21 protein-coding genes are annotated in these 21,351 nt (G+C 61.2%); 12 read left to right on the top strand and 9 right to left on the bottom strand.

The window, feature by feature from the left end; all coding sequences use genetic code 11:
* Positions 1 to 78: 78 nt before the first annotated feature.
* On the top strand, positions 79 to 1,923 hold the full coding sequence (locus CEJ45_RS19730; RefSeq protein ID WP_338152877.1) for a UvrD-helicase domain-containing protein: 1,845 nt from the start codon (positions 79 to 81) through the stop codon (positions 1,921 to 1,923).
* Between the two features lie 183 nt (positions 1,924 to 2,106).
* Here the strand turns inward: CEJ45_RS19730 and CEJ45_RS19725 are convergent, their stop codons facing one another.
* Complete coding sequence (locus CEJ45_RS19725) at positions 2,107 to 2,601, bottom strand: flavin reductase (protein WP_088756773.1); 495 nt, start codon at positions 2,599 to 2,601, stop codon at positions 2,107 to 2,109.
* A gap of 204 nt (positions 2,602 to 2,805) precedes the next feature.
* On the opposite strand from CEJ45_RS19725, the gene CEJ45_RS19720 reads away from it, so the two are divergent.
* Both CEJ45_RS19720 and CEJ45_RS19715 read left to right on the top strand, forming a co-directional pair.
* Positions 2,806 to 3,732 carry a LysR family transcriptional regulator gene (locus tag CEJ45_RS19720; protein WP_088756781.1) on the top strand — a complete coding sequence of 309 codons (927 nt, stop codon included), beginning with the start codon at positions 2,806 to 2,808 and terminating at the stop codon, positions 3,730 to 3,732.
* 25 nt (positions 3,733 to 3,757) lie between these two features.
* Positions 3,758 to 4,081 (top strand): antibiotic biosynthesis monooxygenase family protein, encoded by a 324-nt coding sequence (locus tag CEJ45_RS19715; RefSeq protein ID WP_088756772.1) that lies wholly within the window; start codon positions 3,758 to 3,760, stop codon positions 4,079 to 4,081.
* A gap of 3 nt (positions 4,082 to 4,084) precedes the next feature.
* Here the strand turns inward: CEJ45_RS19715 and CEJ45_RS19710 are convergent, their stop codons facing one another.
* The 8 genes from CEJ45_RS19710 to CEJ45_RS19675 form a co-directional block, all read right to left on the bottom strand.
* Complete coding sequence (locus CEJ45_RS19710; RefSeq protein WP_088756771.1) at positions 4,085 to 4,897, bottom strand: alpha/beta fold hydrolase; 813 nt, start codon at positions 4,895 to 4,897, stop codon at positions 4,085 to 4,087.
* Positions 4,898 to 5,038: 141 nt separating this feature from the next.
* Entirely contained in the window at positions 5,039 to 5,599 is a 561-nt protein-coding gene (locus CEJ45_RS19705) for a nuclear transport factor 2 family protein (protein ID WP_088756770.1), read from the bottom strand.
* Between the two features lie 114 nt (positions 5,600 to 5,713).
* Complete coding sequence (locus CEJ45_RS19700; protein ID WP_088756768.1) at positions 5,714 to 6,532, bottom strand: ABC transporter permease; 819 nt, start codon at positions 6,530 to 6,532, stop codon at positions 5,714 to 5,716.
* The gene (locus tag CEJ45_RS19695; RefSeq protein WP_088756766.1) at positions 6,529 to 7,326 is read right to left on the bottom strand and encodes an ABC transporter ATP-binding protein; all 798 of its coding nucleotides are present in this window, start codon (positions 7,324 to 7,326) and stop codon (positions 6,529 to 6,531) included. The genes CEJ45_RS19700 and CEJ45_RS19695 overlap by 4 nt, the downstream gene beginning before the upstream one ends.
* A gap of 3 nt (positions 7,327 to 7,329) precedes the next feature.
* A complete protein-coding gene (locus CEJ45_RS19690; protein WP_088756764.1) occupies positions 7,330 to 8,289 on the bottom strand; it encodes an ABC transporter substrate-binding protein in 960 nt (319 codons plus the stop codon).
* Between the two features lie 136 nt (positions 8,290 to 8,425).
* Positions 8,426 to 9,613 carry an acyl-CoA dehydrogenase family protein gene (locus tag CEJ45_RS19685; protein WP_088756763.1) on the bottom strand — a complete coding sequence of 396 codons (1,188 nt, stop codon included), beginning with the start codon at positions 9,611 to 9,613 and terminating at the stop codon, positions 8,426 to 8,428.
* 513 nt (positions 9,614 to 10,126) lie between these two features.
* Positions 10,127 to 10,579 (bottom strand): MchS3 family protein, encoded by a 453-nt coding sequence (mchS3, locus tag CEJ45_RS19680; RefSeq protein WP_088756761.1) that lies wholly within the window; start codon positions 10,577 to 10,579, stop codon positions 10,127 to 10,129.
* 177 nt (positions 10,580 to 10,756) lie between these two features.
* Positions 10,757 to 12,868 (bottom strand): TonB-dependent siderophore receptor, encoded by a 2,112-nt coding sequence (locus CEJ45_RS19675; RefSeq protein WP_088756759.1) that lies wholly within the window; start codon positions 12,866 to 12,868, stop codon positions 10,757 to 10,759.
* A gap of 394 nt (positions 12,869 to 13,262) precedes the next feature.
* On the opposite strand from CEJ45_RS19675, the gene CEJ45_RS19670 reads away from it, so the two are divergent.
* The 9 genes from CEJ45_RS19670 to CEJ45_RS19630 all read left to right on the top strand — a co-directional run bounded on the left by CEJ45_RS19670 (position 13,263) and on the right by CEJ45_RS19630 (position 21,351).
* On the top strand, positions 13,263 to 14,390 hold the full coding sequence (locus CEJ45_RS19670) for a LacI family DNA-binding transcriptional regulator (protein WP_187697716.1): 1,128 nt from the start codon (positions 13,263 to 13,265) through the stop codon (positions 14,388 to 14,390).
* A 310-nt stretch (positions 14,391 to 14,700) separates the two neighbouring features.
* Complete coding sequence (locus tag CEJ45_RS19665) at positions 14,701 to 15,504, top strand: transporter substrate-binding domain-containing protein (protein WP_088756756.1); 804 nt, start codon at positions 14,701 to 14,703, stop codon at positions 15,502 to 15,504.
* A gap of 126 nt (positions 15,505 to 15,630) precedes the next feature.
* Positions 15,631 to 16,326 (top strand): amino acid ABC transporter permease, encoded by a 696-nt coding sequence (locus CEJ45_RS19660; RefSeq protein WP_088756753.1) that lies wholly within the window; start codon positions 15,631 to 15,633, stop codon positions 16,324 to 16,326.
* Positions 16,326 to 16,976 carry an amino acid ABC transporter permease gene (locus CEJ45_RS19655; protein WP_088756751.1) on the top strand — a complete coding sequence of 217 codons (651 nt, stop codon included), beginning with the start codon at positions 16,326 to 16,328 and terminating at the stop codon, positions 16,974 to 16,976. Before CEJ45_RS19660 ends, CEJ45_RS19655 begins: the two co-directional genes overlap by 1 nt.
* The gene (locus CEJ45_RS19650) at positions 16,963 to 17,697 is read left to right on the top strand and encodes an amino acid ABC transporter ATP-binding protein (RefSeq protein ID WP_088756750.1); all 735 of its coding nucleotides are present in this window, start codon (positions 16,963 to 16,965) and stop codon (positions 17,695 to 17,697) included. The genes CEJ45_RS19655 and CEJ45_RS19650 overlap by 14 nt, the downstream gene beginning before the upstream one ends.
* Complete coding sequence (locus tag CEJ45_RS19645; RefSeq protein WP_088756748.1) at positions 17,694 to 18,437, top strand: sugar phosphate isomerase/epimerase family protein; 744 nt, start codon at positions 17,694 to 17,696, stop codon at positions 18,435 to 18,437. Before CEJ45_RS19650 ends, CEJ45_RS19645 begins: the two co-directional genes overlap by 4 nt.
* A gap of 11 nt (positions 18,438 to 18,448) precedes the next feature.
* Positions 18,449 to 19,393 (top strand): sugar kinase, encoded by a 945-nt coding sequence (locus CEJ45_RS19640; RefSeq protein ID WP_088756746.1) that lies wholly within the window; start codon positions 18,449 to 18,451, stop codon positions 19,391 to 19,393.
* A 22-nt stretch (positions 19,394 to 19,415) separates the two neighbouring features.
* Entirely contained in the window at positions 19,416 to 20,375 is a 960-nt protein-coding gene (locus CEJ45_RS19635; RefSeq protein ID WP_088756745.1) for a 2-hydroxyacid dehydrogenase, read from the top strand.
* A 220-nt stretch (positions 20,376 to 20,595) separates the two neighbouring features.
* Entirely contained in the window at positions 20,596 to 21,351 is a 756-nt protein-coding gene (locus CEJ45_RS19630; RefSeq protein WP_088756743.1) for an electron transfer flavoprotein subunit beta/FixA family protein, read from the top strand.

Genomic DNA, 21,351 nt, shown 5'->3' with positions numbered 1-21,351 from the left:
CAGGATCAGGGCAGCGCTGTTCTGCTGCAAGTGAAGTCATGGATGCAGCTTAAATTCTGGCAAACGCTGTCTTGACGGATGGGTCCACTTTACTCTGAGAGAGAAATTTCTATGCGACTCAGTGAAGGCCAGAAGGCTGTAATGGCCTCCGACAAAAACTTGCTGGTCATAGGTGGCCCCGGGTCCGGTAAAACAACAATATCAATTCTCAAAGCATCTGAAATAGCGCAACGAGAAATTGCACCAGGACAAAAGATCCTTTTTCTTAGTTTTGCTCGAGCGACTGTGACACGTGTAGCAGAGGCTATTGATGCGGAGAAGAGTATCCCCGCTGAGTACAAAGCACTTATAGAGGTCGAAACGTACCATTCATTTTTTTGGAAAATTCTTAAAACACATGGCTATCTAATCGGCTTACCACGCCGCTTGACTCTTCTGACTCCGGCAGGTGAAGCGGTTGCGATGTCTGAGGTGCGATCAGCGTTCCCGATCAGATCTTTGACCGAAGATCAGAAGTCAGCGAAACGGGACGCCGAGTCTATCCAGCGAACCCGCCTTGCAAATGAAGATGGAAAAGTCTGTTTCGATTTATATGCTCCCTACGTTGGGAAAATTCTTGAGGGAAGCGTCAAGATTCGAGCGCTTATCAGCACAAGATATCCCACCATTATCCTAGACGAATTCCAGGACACGAATGCTGCGCAGTGGTCTGTAGTCAAAGCACTTGGCGAATTTTCACGCCTAATTTCTTTGGCTGATCCAGAACAACGTATTTACGATTGGATCGGAGCAGATCCTGCCCGCCTCGACCAATTCAAAGAGATATTCCACCCTGATGTGATCGATTTAAGCACCGACAATCACAGAAGCAGAGGAACGGATATAGCGGTCTTCGGAAATGACATATTAAAGGGTCAATTCAGTCAATCTAGTTACGAAGGTATCGATATAGCCACCTTCGAGGCATTCCCCGCGCCTGCAGTGACTACTCTAATTACTACATTGTATGCAGCGCGTAGCCGCCTAGTTACGGCCAAAGTAAAAGACTGGTCGATTGCAGTTCTGGTTCCTACGAAAAAACTTACTCGACTTGTATCGGATGCTCTACGATCACCCCCTGCCGGTCTCAATGGGATACCGCACTCGGCGGCTGTTGAGATGGAAGCGCCAATTTTGGGAGCAGAGTTAATTGCTCATCTATTACAGAGACAGAATCAACCAAACCACTTTTCTCTCTTTATTGACCTTTTATGTAACTACTTTCTCGGAAAAGGGGGGGGCGATCCTACCCAAACTGCGCTCAAAGAAGCATCAACGATTCGCCGATCCTACGAGGAAAACATTCAGAGGGAAGCAGAGGGACGAGCTCTTCGGCAGCGCAATGTATTGGTCAATACAATTTCGGTTTATAACAAGATAGGAACGCTCTCCTTAGTCGGCGATCCAGATACTGATTGGAAACTGGTTCGCGAAACATTGGCCGAGGGTGCGTGTAGCAGGTTGAAAGAAATTGCAAATGAGGTCCGCAACGTTCGCCTTTTAGAGCGAGGATCTCAGCTTAGGCAAGATCTTGCTCAAGACTGGCGTGAAAATGGGTCATATCGAAATGCATTAGAAATAGTGCGTCTGGCATTTGTGAAGGATCATTTCTCTACAAATACGCGGCCAGAATCAGGAGTAGTAGTGATGAACATGCACAAAGCCAAAGGAAAGCAATTTGATGAAGTGGTGATTTTTGAAGGCTGGCCTATCTATCGGAAAGGCCAGCCACCTTTTAATGGCGACCGTATAGTCCGATTTAATTCACGAGAAATGGCTGATAGCCAGTCCAGGCAGAACTTTCGCGTCAGCATTACCAGAGGGAAGCGACGAACGACAATCTTGACCCCAAAAGTCGATCCGTGCGTCTTACTAATTCCATAGAAAAATTTTGTTAAATATTACGTCGAAAAACTGAATGTGCGGTTTCACATGCGGGGACGCGTGATCCTTTAATTGCCCACGAATTTTTCTTGCGGTCGATTTAGGATTGAGAAAATTGATGCTTTAGTGAAACTGATTCAACTAAAGACGGCCCTTCGCCGCGGCCTCTATTCCAGCTCCCCTTCACGCCCCCACCCCCACCGCCATCCGATGAAAACGCCGTCCAAAATAAGCCAGCCCATCGGCTTGCGATGCGGCCAGGCGGATGTGCCGGATCTCCACGAACAACACGCTGTGCGTGCCCGCCTGTTGCTGCAAGACGATGTCGCCCTCCAGCACCGCGAGTGCATCGGGCAACACCGGCTGGCCGTAGTCGCCAGTTTCCCAGCCCACCTGCGCCATACGTTCTTCGGCCGCCAGCCCGGTCATGCCGGCAATCATGCGCGCCACGTCTTCGTGATGCCCGGCCAGGATGTTGATGCACAGCCGTCCGTTGCCCACCAGGATGGGATGGGCTGCGCTCTTGACGTTGATGCACACCAGCACCGTGGCCGGGTCGTCGGAGACCGAACTGACGGCGCTCACCGTCATGGCTGCGCGTCCGGCAGGACCATCGGTGGTGATGATGTTGACCGCAGCCGAGAGACGCGCCATGGCGTCGCGAAAATCTTGCTTCATGGTAGGTCCGTCCAAAAAAGAGATGACATCCGGCACAAGGCTTCGTATCCTTTGCGCCATCAGCAATGTCGTCTGCGGCGCCGTCTGGCGGATGTCGATCAGCAGGTGAGAGGGAGAACGCATCGCCTATGAAAGCCTGCGTCCTGGGATGAACAATAGACCCTGCACAAATGGCGGGTCAAATGATTGTCTGGAATGTTCCGCATGAAGCAAATGAATATCGGCGCAGTGGACTTGAACCTGCTCAAGACCTTCATCGTCATCTGGGAGTTGCGTAGCCTCACCGCTGCCGCCGACCGCCTGCACCTGACCCAGCCCGCCGTGAGCCACGCCCTGCGCCGCCTGCGCGAAATGTTCGATGATCCGCTCTTCGTGCGCAGCACCAGCGCCATGGTGCCCACCGAAACAGCGATCCGGCTACATGAGCCCATCGCCCGCGCCCTCGGCATCATCCACGAGGCCCTGCATACCCACGCCAGTTTCGATCCGGCCACGGCCACGCGGACCTTCCACCTGGTCATGTCGGACATGTCGTGCAGCCACGTGCTGCCCTTGCTGATGGAGGAACTGGCCCACGCCGCGCCGCACGTCTCCATCGAAGTGCAGCAGATGGCCATGGAAAACCTGGGCGCAGCCATGCGCAATGGCGACATCGACCTGGCCTTCGGCTACCTGCCGGGCCTGCCCGAGGATTGCCAGAGTCAGCTGGTGCTCAATGACGACTACGTGTGCATGCTGCGCAAGACCCATCCCCAGGCCAGCGAGCCGCTGACCATGGAGAGCCTGCTGCAGCTGCGCTACGTCTACGCCAACACCAATACCACCGGCCACCAGCTGGCCGAGGACGTGCTGCGCAACGCCGGCGTGAAGCGCGATTTTGCCTTGCGCATGCCGCACTTCACGGTGGCCCCGCAGATTGTGCGCGGTACCGACCTGGCGCTGTTCCTGCCGCGCAGCATCGCCGAGCGCCACAACGTCGATGAGGCCTGCGTGCTGCTGGACCTGCCGCTGGAAATGCCGCGCATTCCAGTGAGCATCTACACCCACACGCGCTTCTCGGCGGACTCGGGCATCCAGTGGCTGCGCAGCCTGCTCATCGAAATGTTCGGACGCGAGGCCGAGAACGCCTGATCCTTCCCTGTTCTGGAGTTACATCATGAGCATTGCCGTCACCGGAGACCTTCCCTATTACGCCGTCATCTTCACTTCCCTGCGTACCGAGGGCGATCACGGCTATGGCGAGATGGCCGAAGCCATGGTGGAGGCGGCGTCGCGCCAGCCCGGTTTCCTGGGGCTGGAGTCGGCGCGCGAAGGGGTGGGTATCACCGTGTCTTACTGGGCGAGCCTGGAGGCCATCGCTGCGTGGAAACGCGACCTGGATCACCAACTGGCCCAGCGCCTGGGGCGCCAGCAGTGGTACGAGGCCTACAAGACACGGATCTGCAAGGTTGAGCGCGATTACGCTTTCACCCGCGAGTAAGCGTCAGCAACTGCGCTGCAGGAAATCCATCACCGCTGCTGCAAAGAGGTCTGGCATCTGGTCCGGCATGGGGACCATGCCGTCCTCCAGTGTCTGCCACTGGCAGTCGGCAATGGCCTGAGCGATACGTTCGCTGTAGGGCGCAGCGTGGGGATCGCGCCCTGCCCGCAACACCAGCGTGGGCGCGCGGACCAGGCCGATGCGATCTTCCATGTGATAGTTGCGCACCACGATATGGCCATGCGAGGCCATCGGCCCGGCCTTGAGGGCATCCACCATGAAGCGCGTGAGCAGGTCGGTATCGCCTTGCGGATAGAAGGGCTCGCGGCGCTGCCACAGCTCCTGCAGGTGCGCGCCATCGGTGCGCACCTCCACATCGTCCACGGTGCGTTTGCCCGCGTGGGCGCTGCGCCGTGCTTCGTCGTTGTAGGGACAGGAAGACAGCACCAGCGCCGCCACCCGCTCAGGAGCCGACGCCGCGATTTCCATGGCCGTGACGGCGCCGGTATGGTGGCCGACCACGGCGGCCTTGCGGATGCCCAGCTGGTCCATCACTTCCAAGGCGAGGCTGGCCCAGCGCTCGATGCTGTGCTCAGCCGGCGGCGGCTTGCAGGAGTCGCCAAAGCCAAGCGTGTCGATGGCGATGGGCCGGTAGCGCTGCGCCAGCAGCGGCAGCACGTCGCGGAATTCGTCCCAGGAACGCGGAGTCTGGTGCAGCAGCAGCACGGGCAATCCTTCGCCCATGCTGGCGACGTGCAGCGGGCCGGCGCTGGTGGGGATGAACTGGCGCAGGAGGACGGGATGGGCAGGAGGCATGGGAATGGCTTTCCGACGCGGTGAAGAGGCCGCAGCCTCTTCCCGCTCAACTCAGTTACAACGAACGGCGGCGTGCATCACAAAACGATATAAATGATTTGTATCGTTTGATTTGTATCGTTTGAAGATTCCAGCGCTTCGTTACTTCATCAGCACCGAATAGGTCGGCACATTGTTGGCCCAGCCGGAAGCCAGCGGTGCCACGAACACATTCTCGGTACGGGTGCGCGCGATCTTCCACACCCCGTCGACCTTCTTGAACAGGTTGTTGAGCCGGCTGGAGCGCAGCAGCGAGGAGCCGTCGCCGAAGATCCAGGGCTGGCAGTGCACCCACTGGCCATCGGCATGCGTGCATTCGGCATTGACGTGGATCTGTTCCGAGGTCAGGTAGTGCACGTTCAGGAGCAGTTCCGGATCTTTCTTCTGGCCCCAGAAGGCCTGGAAGTGCTTGCGGATCGCATCCTTGCCGACGGCCTGGCCGAACTGGCCCTCGTAGTAGGAACCGACGCCTTCCCAGATGGCGTCTTCGGCATAGAGCTCGAGGATCTTCTCGATGCGTTCGGCGTCATCGGCCACCGGCTCGGGGCAGGGCGTGTCGCACAGGAACATGTAGCGTGCCTGGATACGGCGGATGTCGGCCTCGGCTTCGAGGATGTCGAGGCGACGCTTGAGTTGCTGGATTTCCTGGGTGAAGTCGGTCATGGTGCCTGGTCTCTCGTGATCTTGATCTTGTATGGATGGGAAAAGCCAACGCTGCATACAAGCGCAGGGTTGGCAGCGGCGATCAGTGCATCGCCGCGAGGAGGGGCTTGGGGCTTACAGGTAGCGCGCCAGCAGCTTGCGGGTAGCGATACGCAGGACGCGGTCAAACAGGTAGCCCAGCAGGCCCAGCGCGATGATGCCCACGAACACCCACTCGGTACGGCTGAAGTTGCGCGCCGTCCAGATCAGGGCGCCCAAGCCTTCGCGGGCCGAGACGATTTCCGCCGAGACCACCGTCAGGAAGGAATTGCCCATCGCGATGCGGGCGCCGGTGACCATGAAGGGCACGGTCGAGGGCAGGATCACGGTAGTCAGGATCTTCCATTGGCCGGCACCCAGCGAGGCCGCTGCACGCAGGCGCAGCGGGTTTACTGCTTGCACGCCGGCGATGGTGTTGAGCGTGACGATGAACACCGTGGTGTAGAAGATCAGCGCGATCTTCGACAGTTCGCCGGGGCCAAGCCAGATCACGGCCAGGGTGACGAAAGCGATCGGCGGGATGAAGCGGAAGAACTCGATGTAGGGATCGAGCAATTGCCGCACCAGGTCAAAGCGGCCCATGAAGATGCCCAGTGGTACGCCGATGGCCACACCCGCACCCCAGCCGGCCAGGATGCGCCCGGAGGAGGCCAGCACCGATTGCTGCAGGGTGCCGTCGGCAACCAGTTCCAGCGCGGCGGCCCAGGTCATCGAGACCGAGGGCAGGAACAGCGGCGAGGTGGTCATCGAGACCAGTTGCCACAACACCAGGCCGCCGACGATGGCGACCACCGAGATCAGGAAAGGACGGGCTGCTTTCATGCGACGACCCAGGTTGGATGGCATGGCCGACTCTTGTGCCGTCGGGGAGGCTGTCTGTGTGAGCTGGGTCATTGTACGGATTCCTCTTCAATCAAACCTTGTGCGCGCAGTACGCGCGTAACTTCTGCACCGATGTCGTCGCGGATGCGGGCATACAGTGCCATGCAGGCGGGGTCGGCCGGATCGCGCGGATGCGGCAGGTCGACTTCTTCGATGGTCTTGATGTGGGCGCGCGGACCGGCCGTCATGGTCACCACGCGGTCGGCCAGCAGGATGGCTTCCCAGATGTCGTGGGTGACGAAGACGATGGTACAGCCGGTGCTTTTCCAGATGCGGTCCAGCTCGCTTTGCAGCACCTCGCGGGTCTGCGCATCGAGGGCGCCGAAGGGCTCATCCATCAGCACCACCGAGGGTTCATTGACCAGCACCCGGGCAATCTGCGCGCGCTGGCGCATGCCGCCGGAGAGCTCGGCCGGGAACTTGTCGATGGCGTGTTTCAGGCCGACCAGCGAGACATAGCGCTCGGCGGCAGAGCGGCGTTCAGCGGCCGGGATGCCGCGCAGCTTGAGACCGTACTCGACGTTCTCGCGCACCGACAGCCACGGGAACAGCGCCTCGGACGACTGGAACACGACGCCGCGATCCAGCCCCGGCCCCTTGACGCGCTTGCCGGCCACGCTGATCTCGCCGGCGACATCCTGGAAGCCCGCGATGGCATTGAGCAGGGTGGACTTGCCGCACCCCGAGGGGCCCAGCAGGCAGATGAATTCTCCGGCGCGGATATCGAGGTCGATGCCCGCCATGATCTCGTTCTTGCCGATGGTCAGGCCGACGCGCTTGATGGAAACTGAAGATCCATGTCCCATGGCTTACCCCTTGTAGAAACCGCGTTGCAGGATCTTGCTCATGTCCACCGGCGCCTTGATGGCCTGTTTCGACAGCAGGAATTCGCCAATGGCGTTGGCGGTCTTGAGATCGGTGTCGGTGAAGTCGCGCACGATGGGCTCCATGTCCTTGAGCGAATTCAGGGTCTGCGGTACCGGGATGCGGGTGATGGCCTGCACCGATTGCGCCGCGCGCGGCGGATCCTTACGGGTGATCTCGGAGGCTTCGGCCAGGGCCTTGAGGATGTTGCCGGCCACTTCCTTGTTGGCGGCCAGCCAGTTGGCATTGGCCGAGAGCCACAGGGTGCTGGTGTAGCCGACGTCGCCGGCGGTCATGAGGATGTGGCCGCCTTGCTGCACGCCCAGCGTGGGCCACGGTTCCCAGACGAAGTAGGCATCGATGTCGCCACGGGCCAGCAGGGCCGGCAGTTCCGGCGGACCGGAGCGCACCATCTCGACCTTGGCGGCATCGATGTTGAGGGTCTTCAGGGTCAGGCCGGTAACGTATTCCGAGACCGAGCCGGCGACGATGCCGAACTTCTTGATCTTGTCGGCCGAGGTGATGGCCTTGCGCGCCACCAGCTTGACGTAGGTCTTGGATTGATAGGTCACGGCCAGCGGGCGCAGCTCGGCGCGCGAGAGGCGCACGATGTGCGTGGGTTCGCCGGCACAGCCCAGCTGCACCTGGTTGGCCACCAGCGCGTTGAGCGCTTCGCCGCCGTCGGTGTAGGACTGCACGGTGACGTTGGGGGCGCCGTATTTGGCGAAGAGCTTTTCGTTGGCGGCGACGTAGAAGGCCGTGAAGACGGGATCAGCGCCGACGCCGATGATGACGGGCGCGCCCTGGGCCAGGGCTGGCAAGGCGGGCGCAGCGCCTGCGGCGAGCATCGAGGCGGCGCCGAGCAGCAGCTTGCGGCGTTGTGGCGAAACGATGGAGTGGGTCACGGCTGGGTCCTCTTTGTAAAGTTGGTGAAACGCCAGTGGAGATGGCAGGCACGGCAGTAACAAAGGCAAAACACGGGGTGCGCTTGCGCCTGCAGCGCAGGCATGAGCGCAGGCAATTTTCAGGAGGGGAGGCGCATCAGCGCTTGATCCCCAGCTTTGCAAAAAGCGCGCCAGCGCTTTCGTAATTCAATTCCGACAGTGCCGCGTGCTGCGTCACCACCATCGCATCACGCACGATGCGCTGCAGGCGGTGGGTACGCTGGATGGCGGCCATGCCGGCGGCCTGGTAGGCGTCGTTGACGACTTCCATCGAGACCCGCGCGGCATAGGTGGCCGAGAGCTTGAGCATCATGTCGATCTCTTCGGTGACGGGGTTGCCCGCCACGATCTGTTCCCAGGCCTGTTCGCAGGCATCGTAGAAGAACATGCGGGCGCTGCGCCACTTGGCTTCGGAGACGCCGAGCTTGATCTTGTAATACGCCCGGTCCGACAGGCGCAGCGCACCCGGCATGATCTTGGCGCCACCGGCCATGTCGGTGACGATGTCCAGTGCGGCGCGCGCCAGGCCGATATTGACGGCCGCATGCACTTCAGCCTGGTAGGCCAGGGCCGGATAGCGATACAGCGGCTCATCGATGAGGCCGGCCGCACCGCGGGCACAGGTCCATTCGTGGGCCACGAACTTGTCCTTGAGGCGGGTATCGTGGCTGCCGGTGCCTTGCATGCCGACCACGTTCCAGTTGTCCACGATCTCGATTTCAGACGCCGGCATCACGGCCATGAGCGCGGGCTTTTGCGTGCCGTCGTCCGGGCCGCTGGTGTCCTTGATACCCACGCCGATCCAGTCTGCGCCCTTGCAGCCGCTGGCGAAGTGCCAGCGCCCGGTGATTTCCCATCCGCCGGGGACGGCCTTCGCTTCCTGCAGCGGATAGAGACCGCCGGCATAGACCTGGTCGGGACCGCTTGCGTAGATCTTGCGCTGCGTTTCGATGGGCAGGGCGGCGAGATAGGTATTGGCCGAACCGAAGGCCGCGACCCAGCCGGCCGAGCCATCGGCCTTGGAGATGCGTTCGACCATGGCCAGGAAGGGCGCCGGGGCCAACGCTTCGCCACCGAACTTGCGCGGCGTGCCGCTGCGGAAGATGCCGGCCTTCTTCATGGTGGCCACGATGTCGCGTGGCACGTGGCCCAACTGGTCGAACTCGTCGCGGCGCGCAGTCACTTCCGCAATGAGCGTATCCATTTCGGGAGAGTCCGCATGCGGTGGGGCAGCGGTGACGATTTTTTTCTGGACGGGATAAACATCGAGCGTGATCGAATTCATGGCACACCACTTTGGTTGAAAGGAGGTAGCTGAGTGTCGTCCTGGGTCAAATCAGGGTCAAATTCTATTTAGGAATTGGCCGAATGAATATTAGTAATAATGATTAGGCTGCTCCGGGATGGCACGCAGGCTTGTGCATGGTGCACCCGCATGATGCGCGAAACCCGCACGGAGAGGGCGTTTGGCGCGATCCTGCACCAAACGCGAGAGGGCCGATGCCCTGCTTGGAGAAGTATTTGCAGTATTGATGCGGCTAATCGGTGGTGCGGATTTGCCTGGAGTGGAGGGGACTGACTACCATGAGGGCCGAGATTGAAGGGAAACACTGTTCAGTTTCGTCATAGGCTCCTTCTGGCCTTCATTTCGGGCGGACTTCTTCGGGAGTCCGCCACTTTTCGTTTTCGCTTTTTACTTCCCGTTTGACTTGTCTTCTTTTCCTGCAGACCTTGCGGCGCGGGGATGTCTTCTTTTTTCTGTTACGTGTTGATTCCGTGCGCCGGTGCGGCGTGACGCCTAACGCCAATGCGCATCGGCACAGCCGTGCTGCGCGATGGTCTGCAATTGATCTTGTATGGATTCACGTTGGAGGATGTCTGTACGCAAAACAGAGACATGACCGCCTTCCTTGCGCAGTTCGTTCGTGAGTTGCACAAATTGCGCCGCGTTCAGCTTGCGCAGGGCACAGGCCGCGTAGAGCCGCGCTTCCTTGGTGGCGGAGCCGTCGTCGATCAGCCGCGTGAATAGCTCCAGCGCGGCCGGGGATTGCAGCAAGCGGCGATAGCGTTGTTCGCTTTCACTGATGTGGCCGATGAAACCGACCTGGCCGAGGGCGAAGGTGGGGGTCTGGCGCAGGAGGGAGAGATCGTCCGCTGCGCTCTCCGTGGCATGGATGCAGGGAGGTGTGAGCAGCAGCAATCCATACATTGCCAGTGATCGTGACAGCGGCAAGCATCTCTTTGGTTTCATGGCAGTTTCTTCCGGGCAGGGGAGGGGGGAAACGGCATGATGCCTCAACAAGCAAGCCGTGATGTGCTCCTGGCCGCCCATACGATGAATGAAGCAGCACATGTCGAATCATTTGGATAAAAAAATCGGCCGCACAAAAGCGGCCGATCTTGAATCACGAGAATGCAGTGCAGGCAATCAGTAACGATACCCCAGCGTCAGCAAGATGGTCCGGTCATCCCCCAACGCCACCGCACGCGCCAGACCGCCCGCGTAATAGTGCGTATTGAAGATGTTCTTGACGTTGAGCGCAGCGCGCCAGCGTTCGGCGTTGTAGGCCACGCCGGTATCGGCCAGCACGTAGCCGGGCAGGGTATAGCCATTGGTGCGCATCATGCTCTGGCCGTGCACGCCGCCATTCCACTCCCATCCGGCCAGCTGGCCCTTGAAGCGATAACGGGCGCTGGTGGTGAAGTTGTGGCGCGGGACGTTGTCCAGCCACTGGCCCACGGTGGTGCTGCGCTGGCCGCCGTCATCGGTCACGATGGCCGCCGTATAGGAGTAGCCCGCGTTGAGGCTCAGGCCATTGCGCAGGTCCGAGGTCACGCTGATCTCGCCGCCCTGCGAACGCTGTTCACCCACGGCAATGTTGAAGCCGGTGTTGTTGGGATCGCTCACCAGCACGTTGCGGCGACGCAGGTCGAACACGGCCACGTTCACGCTGGTGCGGCCTTCGTCGAGGTCGAACTTCACGCCGGCTTCCCATTGCTTGCCGGTCTCGGGCTTGAAGGTGCCGCCGCTCACATCGGTGCCGCTGTTGGGATAGAACGAGGTCGCGTAGCTGATGTAGGGACGTACTCCGCGAACCAGCTCATACATCAATGCGGCCGAGCCCGTCGTGGCGCTGGCCGGATTGTCGGTATGCGCGCCGGTGCGCAGGTTGGTCGAGTAGGTCGAGACATTGTCGTAGCGCAGGCCGGTCAGCAATTGCCAACGTTGGCCGAAGCTGATCTTGTCGCGTGCATACAAGCCGGTATCGCGGATGCTGGTCGAGGTGTAGGTGGTGGGTGTGGTCGGGCAATTCAGGCGCGCGCCATACACCGGGTTGTAGACGTTGAGCGCTGCCACCGTGCAGGTGTAGGAGAGCGTGTCCTCGCGTGAATTGAGATAGTCCGTCCCCAGGGTGATCTCGTGCTTGCCGAAGTCCGTATTGAAGCTGCGCTGGATATTGGTATCGATGCTGAAGGTCTGGCCTTCATAGGTCTGGTCCGTACCGGTGCGCGTGAGACTGCGGCCGGTGCTCGACAGGACATTGTTGGCCACCAACTGCCCGCTCATCTCGAACTGCTGGTAACGCACGTTGTTGTTGAGCGTCCAGCCGTCATCGAAGCGGTGCGTCAGCGCATAGCCGATGCGGGTCTCGTTGGCCGCATAAGGACGCGCGCCCGGCTCGCCGATGAAGAGGCTGCGCGGCAGCGCGCCGTTGACGTTGCTGTTGATCGAGCCCGACAGCGGCAGCCCTTGCTGGCGCACGTAGTTGCGTTCCTGGTAGCTGGTCAGGATGGTGAAGTCGGTACGCGCACCCAGGTCCAGCGACAGCGAGGGCGCGATGTAGCGGTTCTTGAACCACACGTTGTCGGTGGCATCGTTCGAGTTGGAGATGAGACCGTTGATGCGGAAGGCCTGCTTGCCGTTTTCCGACAGCGATTTGTTCAGGTCCACGGTGCTCTGGTAGAAGTCGTGGCTGCCCACGGTCACGTCGACGTTGGCGAAGTCATTGCCCTGCGGACGCTTGCTGACCATGTTGACCAGCCCGCCCGGCAGCACCAGCCCGTACAGCAGCGAGCCCGGACCCTTGAGCACTTCGACCTGCTGCAGGCCGAACAGCTGCTCGGCCACGCGCGAGCTGGCGGTGGTGCGCAGGCCATCCAGATACAGCGAATCGGAAGCGACCTGGCCACGGATGATCAGGTCATCCCAGCCGCGCCGGCCGTATTGCTGCGCGACCACGCCGGGCACGTTCTCCAGCGCATCGGCCAGCGACACGGCTTGCTGGCTGTCCAGCATGGAGCGCGTGACCACCGATACCGATTGCGGGGTTTGCGACAGCGGCGTCGTCGATTTGTTGACCTGGCTTTGGGTGGCCTTGAACTTGGTGTCGTTGACGCCATCGGCCACCACATCGACGGTGGGCAATTGCGCAGCGGCCGCGCTGTTGTCCGTGCCGGCAGTCTGCGCCAGGGCGGTGGAAGCGGGCAAAACGGAAAAGGCGAGGAGGACGGCGAGGGCGCCGGGAGAAAGGGAGGGCATGAATCAGATAATAATGAGAATAATTACTATTCATGATATCGCATTCTTGTGCTTGGCAACAAATATTTACTGATCGTTTGCATCTTGTCGCCTGGCGCGCGTGAAGTGCGTTTGGTGCGTTGCATCAATCAGGAGCCAGGGTTCAGACCTTGAACGGCGGGAATGAAGCAGTCGCCCGAAAGCGCCCGTCTCATGCGCCGATCCATTCATATTGCCGTGCGAGAACGTGAGCGTGCCATTCATGGCATCTGTTCAAATTTTTCATCTGAAATAAGTTTGACCCGCTGGAATCCCGCTGCTATCTTGGAACCGGTTCCAAAAGATTCATATAAACGAGCAGCCCGGAACCTTCAGGCAAATCAACCGACGCAGTTCAACGATTTGGCGGGCAATAGTGAGACAAAGCACCAAGACCGGCACCGACCGGGTCACCATCGCGCAAGTGGCGCGGGAGGCCGGGGTGTCCAAGACCAGCGTATCGCGTTACCTGGGCGGCGAATTCGACGCGCTCTCGGCACGTCTGCGCGACCAGATCGGCAAGACCATCGCGCGACTGGGCTATCAGCCCAGCCAGATGGCGCGCGGGCTCAAGGGTGGCCGCACCCGCCTCATCGGCATGCTGGTGGCGGACATCCTCAACCCCTATTCGGTGGCCGTGCTGCATGGTGCGGAAGCGGCCTGCCAGAAGCATGGCTACACGCTCATGCTGTGCAATACCGGCAATGACGAGGCGCGTGAGAAGCAGTCCCTGGCGGCCCTGCATTCCTACAGCGTCGAAGGCCTGCTGTTCAACACCCAGGGCCGCAACGTGACGCCGCTGCGCGAGCTGGGGCAGGCGGCCTTTCCGGTGGTGCTGCTGGACCGGCACGTGGAAGGCTGCGACTTCGACCTGGTCGGCCTGGACAACGTCAAGGCCGCGCAATTGGGGACGCAGCACCTGCTGGCCCAGGGCTATACCGATATCGCGCTGGTGGTGCAGCCCCTGTATGGCGTGAGTTCGCGGCAAGGGCGGCAGGCGGGTTTTTTGCAGGCGATGGCGCAGCGGCCCGATTGCCATGCCGAGACGCTGGAAGTGGATGTGGACCAGCCCGGCCATGTGGCCACGATCGTGCGCGAATATTTCCTGCGCCGGGCAGCGGCCGGCAGTACGGGGCGAGTGGCGCTGCTGGCCGGCAACGGCATGGTGTCATTGCAGATCGCGCTGGCCTTGCAGAGCATGACGCTGCGCTTTCCTGACGATGTGGGGCTGCTCTGTTTCGATGAACTGGCCTGGTCGCCCTTGGTGGGCAGCGGCATCAGCACCATCGAACAACCGACTTATGACATCGGCTTCACGGCCATCGAACGCTTGCTGGTGCGCATCCATGGCGAGCGCTCGGTACGCATGGAAATGCTGCTGGACCCCCGCCTCATCTGCCGCGGCTCGACTGCCAGTGTGGAAGGCCATCCGCAGCGCGCGCTGGTGCGCGGTATTGCCGAGAAGATTTCCCCGGCACCGACGGGGCGGATGAGCCAAATTTAAACGCGTTGCTGGAACCGGTACCAAGACGCGGGACGGCTGACGTGATGATGCGCCCGATTGGTAAGACCTTGAAACAGGACTGCAGAGCTGTTCAGTAAAAGGGAAGCCCGTATTTCAGCCTCACGCAATCGTATTAATCGTATTACGGCCTTCCGGCCGCATCACAGACCTGCAAGCGGGAAGCACAAGCAGGCAGCAACAAAGAGGGGCAACGAGTCCATGCGGCCACGCGAGAGCGGGTGCGGGACCCGGCGCCTGTCGCACCCAACGGACTGCCGTCCACACGGCATTGATTGATCAGGAGACCAGGATGAGCATCAAGAAAATTTTCAACGCAAAATTCGTCGCACTGACGCTGGCCGCAGCCTGCGCAGTGGCAACCGCCGCCAGCGCCAGTGCGCAGAGCATCGCCGAGCTGACCAAGAAGGGCAAGATCACCATCGGTGTGGTCAGTGGCACTCCCCCGTTCGGTTCGGTCGATGCCAAGGGCGAGCCCATTGGTTATGACGTCGATGTGGCCAACCTGATCGGCAAGTATCTCGGCCTGCCGGTGGAGATCGTGCCACTGGTGCCGCCGGCCCGTATCCCGGCGCTGGAATCGGGCAAGGTCGACATGCTGGCCGCCACCCTGGCCCCTACGCCTGAGCGCGCCAAGTCGGTGCTGTTCACGATTCCCTACAGCGGTTTCGAACTCTCCATCGTCGGTCCGGTCGGCAGCAACTACAAGAAGCTGGACGATCTGGTGAAGAAGAAAGTGGGCGTCTCGCGCGGCTCCACCAACGACACCGCACTGACCCGCCTGGCCCCTCCGGGTACGGTGCTGGTGCGTTTCGAGGATGACTCCACGGTGACCCAGGCGCTGCTCTCGAACCAGGTCGATGCCATCTCCATTCCCAACACCATGGCCAATGAAATCGTCAAGAGCCGTGGCCAGGGCAAGATCGAAGTCAAGTTCCCGTACTCGGTGCAACCCAATTCGATGACCGTGCGCAAGGGCTCCTACGAGCTGCAGCAGTGGCTCAACAACTTCATCTACTACGTCAAGCTCAACGGCGAACTCGATGCCATCTCGCGCAAGTGGGCCGGTCCGCTGCCCAACCTGCCGGTGTTCTGATTCCGTCCTGCGGAATCTGTCTTGCAGAAGCGGCTGCGCAGCCATGAACTGCGCAGCCTGAGAAGAACAGATCACGCGCCGTTCAGGGGATGAACGGACGGCGCGGGTTTGTCGGAGGAGCACACGATGCATTACGATTTTCAGTTCGCGTTCATCTTCCAGCACCTGGATCAGTTGCTGGTCGGCGCTCTGCTCACCATCCGGTTGAGCGCGCTGTCGATGATCTGCGGTTTGGCCGTCGGCATTTTCGGCGCCATCATTTCCATTCACGGCAGCGCACCGGCGCGGCTGGCGGTCACCTCCTACGTGGAGCTGATCCGCAGCACGCCTTTCCTGGTGCAGCTGTTCATCATCTTCTTCGGCCTGCCTTCCATCGGCGTACAGGTCGATGCCAACATCGCCGCACTGGTGGCCATGACGGTCAACCTCGGGGCTTACTCCACCGAGATCGTGCGGGCCGGCATGATGGCCATCCACCCCTCGCAGATCGAGGCAGCGCATGCGCTGGCCATGACGCGCGGGCAGGTGATCCGGCATGTGGTGCTCACGCCCGCGCTGGAAAAGGTCTATCCGGCACTGGCCAGCCAGTTCACGCTGATGATGCTGGCCTCCAGCATCGTCTCGGCCATCTCGGCCGAAGAGTTGACGGCCACGGCCAACCTGCTTGATGCGGAGACCTTCCGCAGCTTCGAAATCTACCTGGTGGTGATGGTGCTCTACATCCTGCTGGCATTGCTGTTCCGCCTGGCCTTCTGGCTGATCGGACTGGTGGTCTTCAAACGCCGTCGCCGCCTGGGCGTGGCTCGTCCGAGGAGGATGTGATGCTCGCTGAATTTTCCTTTGATAATTTCCTGTTCCTGCTGGAGGCGGCGCGCTGGACGCTGCTGCTCTCGGTGCTGGCTTTCGTCGGCGGCGGCATCGCCGGTTTCATCGTGGCCCTGATGCGCACCTCGCACCTGGCGCCGCTGCGGCTGCTTTCGGCGGTGTACATCCAGATCATCCAGGGCACGCCGGTGCTGATCATCCTGTTCCTGTCCTTCTACGGACTGGCGATCTTCGGCTACAAGCTCCCGCCCATGGTGGCTGCCACCATCGCCATGACGATCTATTCCAGCGCCTATCTGGGCGAGATCTGGCGCGGCTGCATCGAGGCCGTGCCGGTGCCGCAGTGGGAAGCCTCGACCGCCCTGGCCATGACGCGCTGGCAGCAGCTGCGCTACGTGATCCTGCCGCAGGCGGTGCGTATTTCGCTGCCGCCGACCGTGGGCTTCCTGGTGCAGATCGTCAAGAACACCTCGATCGCCTCCATCATCGGCCTGGTGGAACTGGCGCAGGCCGGCAAGCTGGTCAGCAATGCGACCTTCCAGCCTTTCCTGGTCTTCCCCATCGTGGCCGGTATCTACTTCGTTTTCTGTTATCCGCTGTCCCGTTTCGCTTTTGCCCTGGAGAGGAAATACCATGCCCATCGTTGAGATTGACAACATCACCAAGCGCTTCGGCAGCAACCAGGTCTTGAACGGCATTTCGCTGTCGGTCGAGCGCGGCCAGGTGGTGGCCATCATCGGCCGTTCGGGCTCCGGCAAGAGCACCATGCTCCGCTGCATCAACGGGCTGGAGACCATCGATGGCGGCAGCATCACCGTGGCCGGCCACAAGCTCACCAACAAGCACGAACACCTCATCGAATTGCGCAAGGATGTGGGCATGGTGTTCCAGCATTACAATCTCTTTCCGCACCTGACCGTGGAGGAGAACATCATGCTGTCACCCCGCATCGTCAAGAAGACCGCCACCGACACCGCCCGCGAGACGGCCATCAAGGTCTTGAAGCAGGTCGGCCTGGATCACAAGCGCGACGCCTATCCCGAGCAGCTCTCCGGCGGCCAGCAGCAACGCGTGGCCATTGCCCGCTCGCTGGCCATGGAGCCGCAGGTGATGCTGTTCGATGAAGTGACTTCGGCGCTGGACCCGGAACTGACCGCCGAAGTATTGAAGGTCATGGAAGAGCTGGCACGCGGCGGCATGACCATGCTGCTGGTCACGCACGAGATGGAATTCGCGCGCCGGGTGGCGGACCTCACCGTCTTCATGCACCAGGGCAAGGTGTGGGAGGCGCGGCCTTCGGAGGAATTCTTCGCCGATCCGCAGACCCCGGAAGCCAGGCAGTTCATCGGTGCAGGGGCACTCAAGTGAGTCCGGTCCTGGTCGCCGCCTCGGCCTATGGGGCGGACCTGGTGCGGCGGGTCGGCCATGCCGACCTGGTCCCGATGGTGGCGGCGGCCGGGGCGGCTGGCCTTGAAATACGGCGTGAGCTGTTCGATGGTCCGCAGGACCTGCCTGCCTTGCGCGCACTGCTGGAGCAGCACAAGCTGTTTTCGGTGTATTCCGCGCCGTTTGAATTGTTCGGTGCCGACGGGCGATTTGATCGAGAGCAGATCGGCCAGGCGATGAATGAGGCCGAGGAGATCGGCGCGCGTTTCCTGAAGGTATCGCTCGGGCATTTTTCTGCAGGCAGTGACCTGCAATCGCTGCTGCGCTTCCTCTCGCATTCCCCCATCGAAGTGCTGCTGGAAAACGACCAGACCCCGCAGGGCGGACGGCTGGAGCCCATCGTCAGCTTCCTGGCGCTGTGCACCGGCAATGGCTATGCCTTCGGCATGACCTTCGATATGGGCAACTGGCACTGGCAGGGCGTCGATCCCGAGACCGCCGCGCGTTCGCTGGCACCGCACGTGCGCTACGTGCACTGCAAGGGCGTGCAGGAGGACAAGGGCAAGCTCAAGGCCGTGCCGCTGCAGGCCCAGGATACCCACTGGCCGTCCATGCTGGCGCATTTCCCCACGGGCATCTTGCGGGCCATCGAATTCCCGCTGGTGGGCACGGATCTGGAAGAAACGACGCGCCGCCACGTGGCGATGCTGGCGGCCGTCTGAGGACAAGCACTATGACGATGCAACTGGATGTGGTGACTTGGGGAGAGGCCCTGGCCTTGCTGGTGGCTGACGAAGTCGGCCCCTTCGAGGAAGTGGAGAAATATACGCGCCGACTGGCCGGTGCCGAGACCAATGTGGCCATCGGCCTGGCACGCCTGGGCTTGAAGGTGGGTTGGGCCAGCCGGGTGGGCAATGATGCCTTTGGCCGCTTCATCCGCAAGCGGGTGGCGCAGGAAGGGGTGGACGTCAGCCACGTGTTGACCGATATGGAATTCCGCACGGCCATCCAGTTGAAGGCCAAGGCGGTGGATGGGGCGGATCCCGCCATCGAGTATTACCGCAAGGGATCGGCGGCCAGCCACCTGTCGCTGGAGGATTTCGACCCGGTGTATTTCGGCGCGGCACGGCACCTGCACGCCACCGGCATCGCACCGGCCTTGTCGCCCACGACGATGGCCTTTGCCCATCACGCCATGGAGTTCATGCGGGCGCAGGGCAAGACGATTTCCTTCGATCCCAACCTGCGGCCGATGCTGTGGCCCTCGCGCGAAGTCATGGCGCAGCAGTTGAATGCGCTGGCCTTCAAGGCCGACTGGGTGCTGCCGGGTTTGTCGGAAGGCACGCTGTTGACCGGATATGAAGATCCGCGCGCCATCGCCGGCTTCTACCTGGAGCGCGGTGTGAAGATGGTGGTCATCAAGCTGGGCGCCGAGGGCGCTTACTGGCGCAACAGTGAAGGCGAGGGCAGGGTGGCCGGGGTGCCGGTGAAGGAAGTGGTCGATACCGTGGGGGCAGGGGACGGCTTCGCCGTGGGGGTCATCAGCGGCATGCTGGAAGGCTTGCCGGTACCCGAGGCCGTCATGCGCGGCAACCGCATCGGGGCGTTCGCCATCCAGGTGGTGGGTGACATGGAAGGCTTGCCTACCCGGGCCGAGCTGGAGGCGGCTTCGGCCTGATTTGACTTTCACAGGAACTGCCATGAAGCCGCACGTCGTCGTCTACAAAAAATTGCCCGAGCATCTGCTGCAGCGCCTGGAGGCGGAATGTGAGGTCACGCTCTTCGACCGTATTACGCAAGACAACCGTGCGGATTTCCTCGCGGCACTGAAAACCGCCCATGGCATGATCGGCGCCAGCCTGCCGATTACCAACGAGATGCTGGAGGGCGCGCCGCAACTCAAGATCGCCTCCACCATCTCGGTGGGCGTGGACAATTTCGACCTGGATTATTTCCGCCGGCGCGGGCTGATGCTGGCGCATACGCCCGGCGTGCTCACCGAAGCGACTGCCGACACCATCTTTGCCTTGATCCTCTCCACCGCGCGCCGCGTGGTGGAACTGGCCGAATACGTCAAGGCCGGACGCTGGAAGGGCAGCATCGGTGAGGCCCAGTTTGGCGTCAACGTGCACGGCAAGACGCTGGGCCTGATCGGCATGGGCCGCATCGGCTCTGCGGTGGCGCGGCGGGCGCATCATGGTTTCGGCATGCCGATCCTGTATCACAACCGCCGGCCCGATCCCGAGGCCGAGCGCGAACTCGGTGCGCGCTACGTCAGCCAGGACGAATTGCTGGCCCAGGCGGACTTCGTCTGCGTGATGCTGCCCTTGAACGCCGATACCGAACGGCTGATCGGCGCACGCGAATTCGCGCTCATGAAGCGCAGCGCCATCTTCATCAATGCCTCGCGCGGACGCATCGTCGATGAGGCCGCGCTGATTGCGGCCCTGCAGGACAAGACCCTCTACGGTGCCGGCCTGGATGTGTTCGAAGTTGAGCCGCTGCCCGCCGAATCGCCCTTGCTGCAACTCCCCAACGTGGTGGCCTTGCCCCACATCGGTTCGGCCACCCATGAAACCCGGCTGGCCATGGCCGAGCTGGCCGTCTCCAACCTGCTGGCCGGCCTGCGCGGCGAACCGGTACCCCACCTGGCGGTCTGAACGGCGCGGTGTTGCCTATGGGCAGGCCGCGCGTCAATTCCGCTGCATGAAGTTTTTTTCAGCTTCTCTTCATTTCCTCTTCCGCTCACGTGAATCTTTGGTGTATGCTGCGAACATTAAAAAGAACGATCGTGCTAAAAACCGGTAGGCACCCCGTTTTGCTTTTATAATCCTGCGGAAGTTTACGTTTACGTCAATTCCTTTTTGCAAGGGCCATGCGATGAAAGTATTAGTACCAGTCAAGCGCGTCGTGGATTACAACGTCAAGGTGCGCGTCAAGAGCGACGGCAGCGGCGTCGATATCGCCAACGTCAAGATGTCGATGAACCCGTTTGACGAAATCGCGGTGGAAGAAGCCGTGCGCCTGAAAGAAGGCGGCAAGGTCACCGAAGTGATCGCCGTCTCCGCCGGCGTGACCCAGTGCCAGGAAACCCTGCGCACCGCCATGGCCATTGGTGCCGATCGCGGCATCCTGGCCGAAGTGGCGGCCGATGTCGAACTGCAACCGCTGGCCGTGGCCAAGATCCTCAAGGCCCTGGCCGAGAAGGAGCAGCCGCAGCTGATCATCCTGGGCAAGCAGGCCATCGACGACGACTGCAACCAGACCGGCCAGATGCTGGCTGCCTTGCTGGGCTGGCCGCAAGCCACCTTCGCCTCCAAGGTGGTCCTGGAAGAGGGCAAGGTCACCGTGACCCGTGAAGTGGACGGCGGCCTGGAAACCCTGGCCCTGGCCCTGCCGGCCATCATCACCACCGACCTGCGCCTGAACGAGCCGCGTTACGTCACGCTGCCCAATATCATGAAGGCCAAGAAGAAGCAGCTCGATACCGTCAAGCCCGAAGAGCTGGGTGTGGACGTGGCCCCGCGCGTGAAGACCCTGAAGGTCACCGAGCCTGCCAAGCGCAGCGCCGGCGTGAAGGTGCCGGATGTCGCGACCCTGGTCGCCAAACTGAAAAATGAAGCCAAGGTGATCTGA

The organism is Herbaspirillum aquaticum (assembly GCF_002213425.1).
GTDB lineage: Bacteria > Pseudomonadota > Gammaproteobacteria > Burkholderiales > Burkholderiaceae_D > Herbaspirillum > Herbaspirillum aquaticum.
This window is presented reverse-complemented; position numbering and strand designations above follow the sequence as displayed.

What these genes read in the sequence shown, in the direction of transcription:
- CEJ45_RS19665 (WP_088756756.1), top strand. Translation starts at nt 14,701, where the DNA reads ATGAGCATCAAGAAAATTTTCAACGCAAAATTCGTCGCACTGACGCTG.
- CEJ45_RS19650 (WP_088756750.1), top strand. Translation starts at nt 16,963, where the DNA reads ATGCCCATCGTTGAGATTGACAACATCACCAAGCGCTTCGGCAGCAAC.
- CEJ45_RS19715 (WP_088756772.1), top strand. Translation starts at nt 3,758, where the DNA reads ATGAGCATTGCCGTCACCGGAGACCTTCCCTATTACGCCGTCATCTTC.
- CEJ45_RS19700 (WP_088756768.1), bottom strand. Translation starts at nt 6,532, where the DNA reads ATGACCCAGCTCACACAGACAGCCTCCCCGACGGCACAAGAGTCGGCC.
- CEJ45_RS19725 (WP_088756773.1), bottom strand. Translation starts at nt 2,601, where the DNA reads ATGAAGCAAGATTTTCGCGACGCCATGGCGCGTCTCTCGGCTGCGGTC.
- mchS3 (WP_088756761.1), bottom strand. Translation starts at nt 10,579, where the DNA reads ATGAAACCAAAGAGATGCTTGCCGCTGTCACGATCACTGGCAATGTAT.
- CEJ45_RS19675 (WP_088756759.1), bottom strand. Translation starts at nt 12,868, where the DNA reads ATGCCCTCCCTTTCTCCCGGCGCCCTCGCCGTCCTCCTCGCCTTTTCC.
- CEJ45_RS19720 (WP_088756781.1), top strand. Translation starts at nt 2,806, where the DNA reads ATGAAGCAAATGAATATCGGCGCAGTGGACTTGAACCTGCTCAAGACC.
- CEJ45_RS19710 (WP_088756771.1), bottom strand. Translation starts at nt 4,897, where the DNA reads ATGCCTCCTGCCCATCCCGTCCTCCTGCGCCAGTTCATCCCCACCAGC.
- CEJ45_RS19660 (WP_088756753.1), top strand. Translation starts at nt 15,631, where the DNA reads ATGCATTACGATTTTCAGTTCGCGTTCATCTTCCAGCACCTGGATCAG.
- CEJ45_RS19730 (WP_338152877.1), top strand. Translation starts at nt 79, where the DNA reads ATGGGTCCACTTTACTCTGAGAGAGAAATTTCTATGCGACTCAGTGAA.
- CEJ45_RS19655 (WP_088756751.1), top strand. Translation starts at nt 16,326, where the DNA reads ATGCTCGCTGAATTTTCCTTTGATAATTTCCTGTTCCTGCTGGAGGCG.
- CEJ45_RS19695 (WP_088756766.1), bottom strand. Translation starts at nt 7,326, where the DNA reads ATGGGACATGGATCTTCAGTTTCCATCAAGCGCGTCGGCCTGACCATC.
- CEJ45_RS19640 (WP_088756746.1), top strand. Translation starts at nt 18,449, where the DNA reads ATGACGATGCAACTGGATGTGGTGACTTGGGGAGAGGCCCTGGCCTTG.
- CEJ45_RS19705 (WP_088756770.1), bottom strand. Translation starts at nt 5,599, where the DNA reads ATGACCGACTTCACCCAGGAAATCCAGCAACTCAAGCGTCGCCTCGAC.
- CEJ45_RS19635 (WP_088756745.1), top strand. Translation starts at nt 19,416, where the DNA reads ATGAAGCCGCACGTCGTCGTCTACAAAAAATTGCCCGAGCATCTGCTG.
- CEJ45_RS19630 (WP_088756743.1), top strand. Translation starts at nt 20,596, where the DNA reads ATGAAAGTATTAGTACCAGTCAAGCGCGTCGTGGATTACAACGTCAAG.
- CEJ45_RS19685 (WP_088756763.1), bottom strand. Translation starts at nt 9,613, where the DNA reads ATGAATTCGATCACGCTCGATGTTTATCCCGTCCAGAAAAAAATCGTC.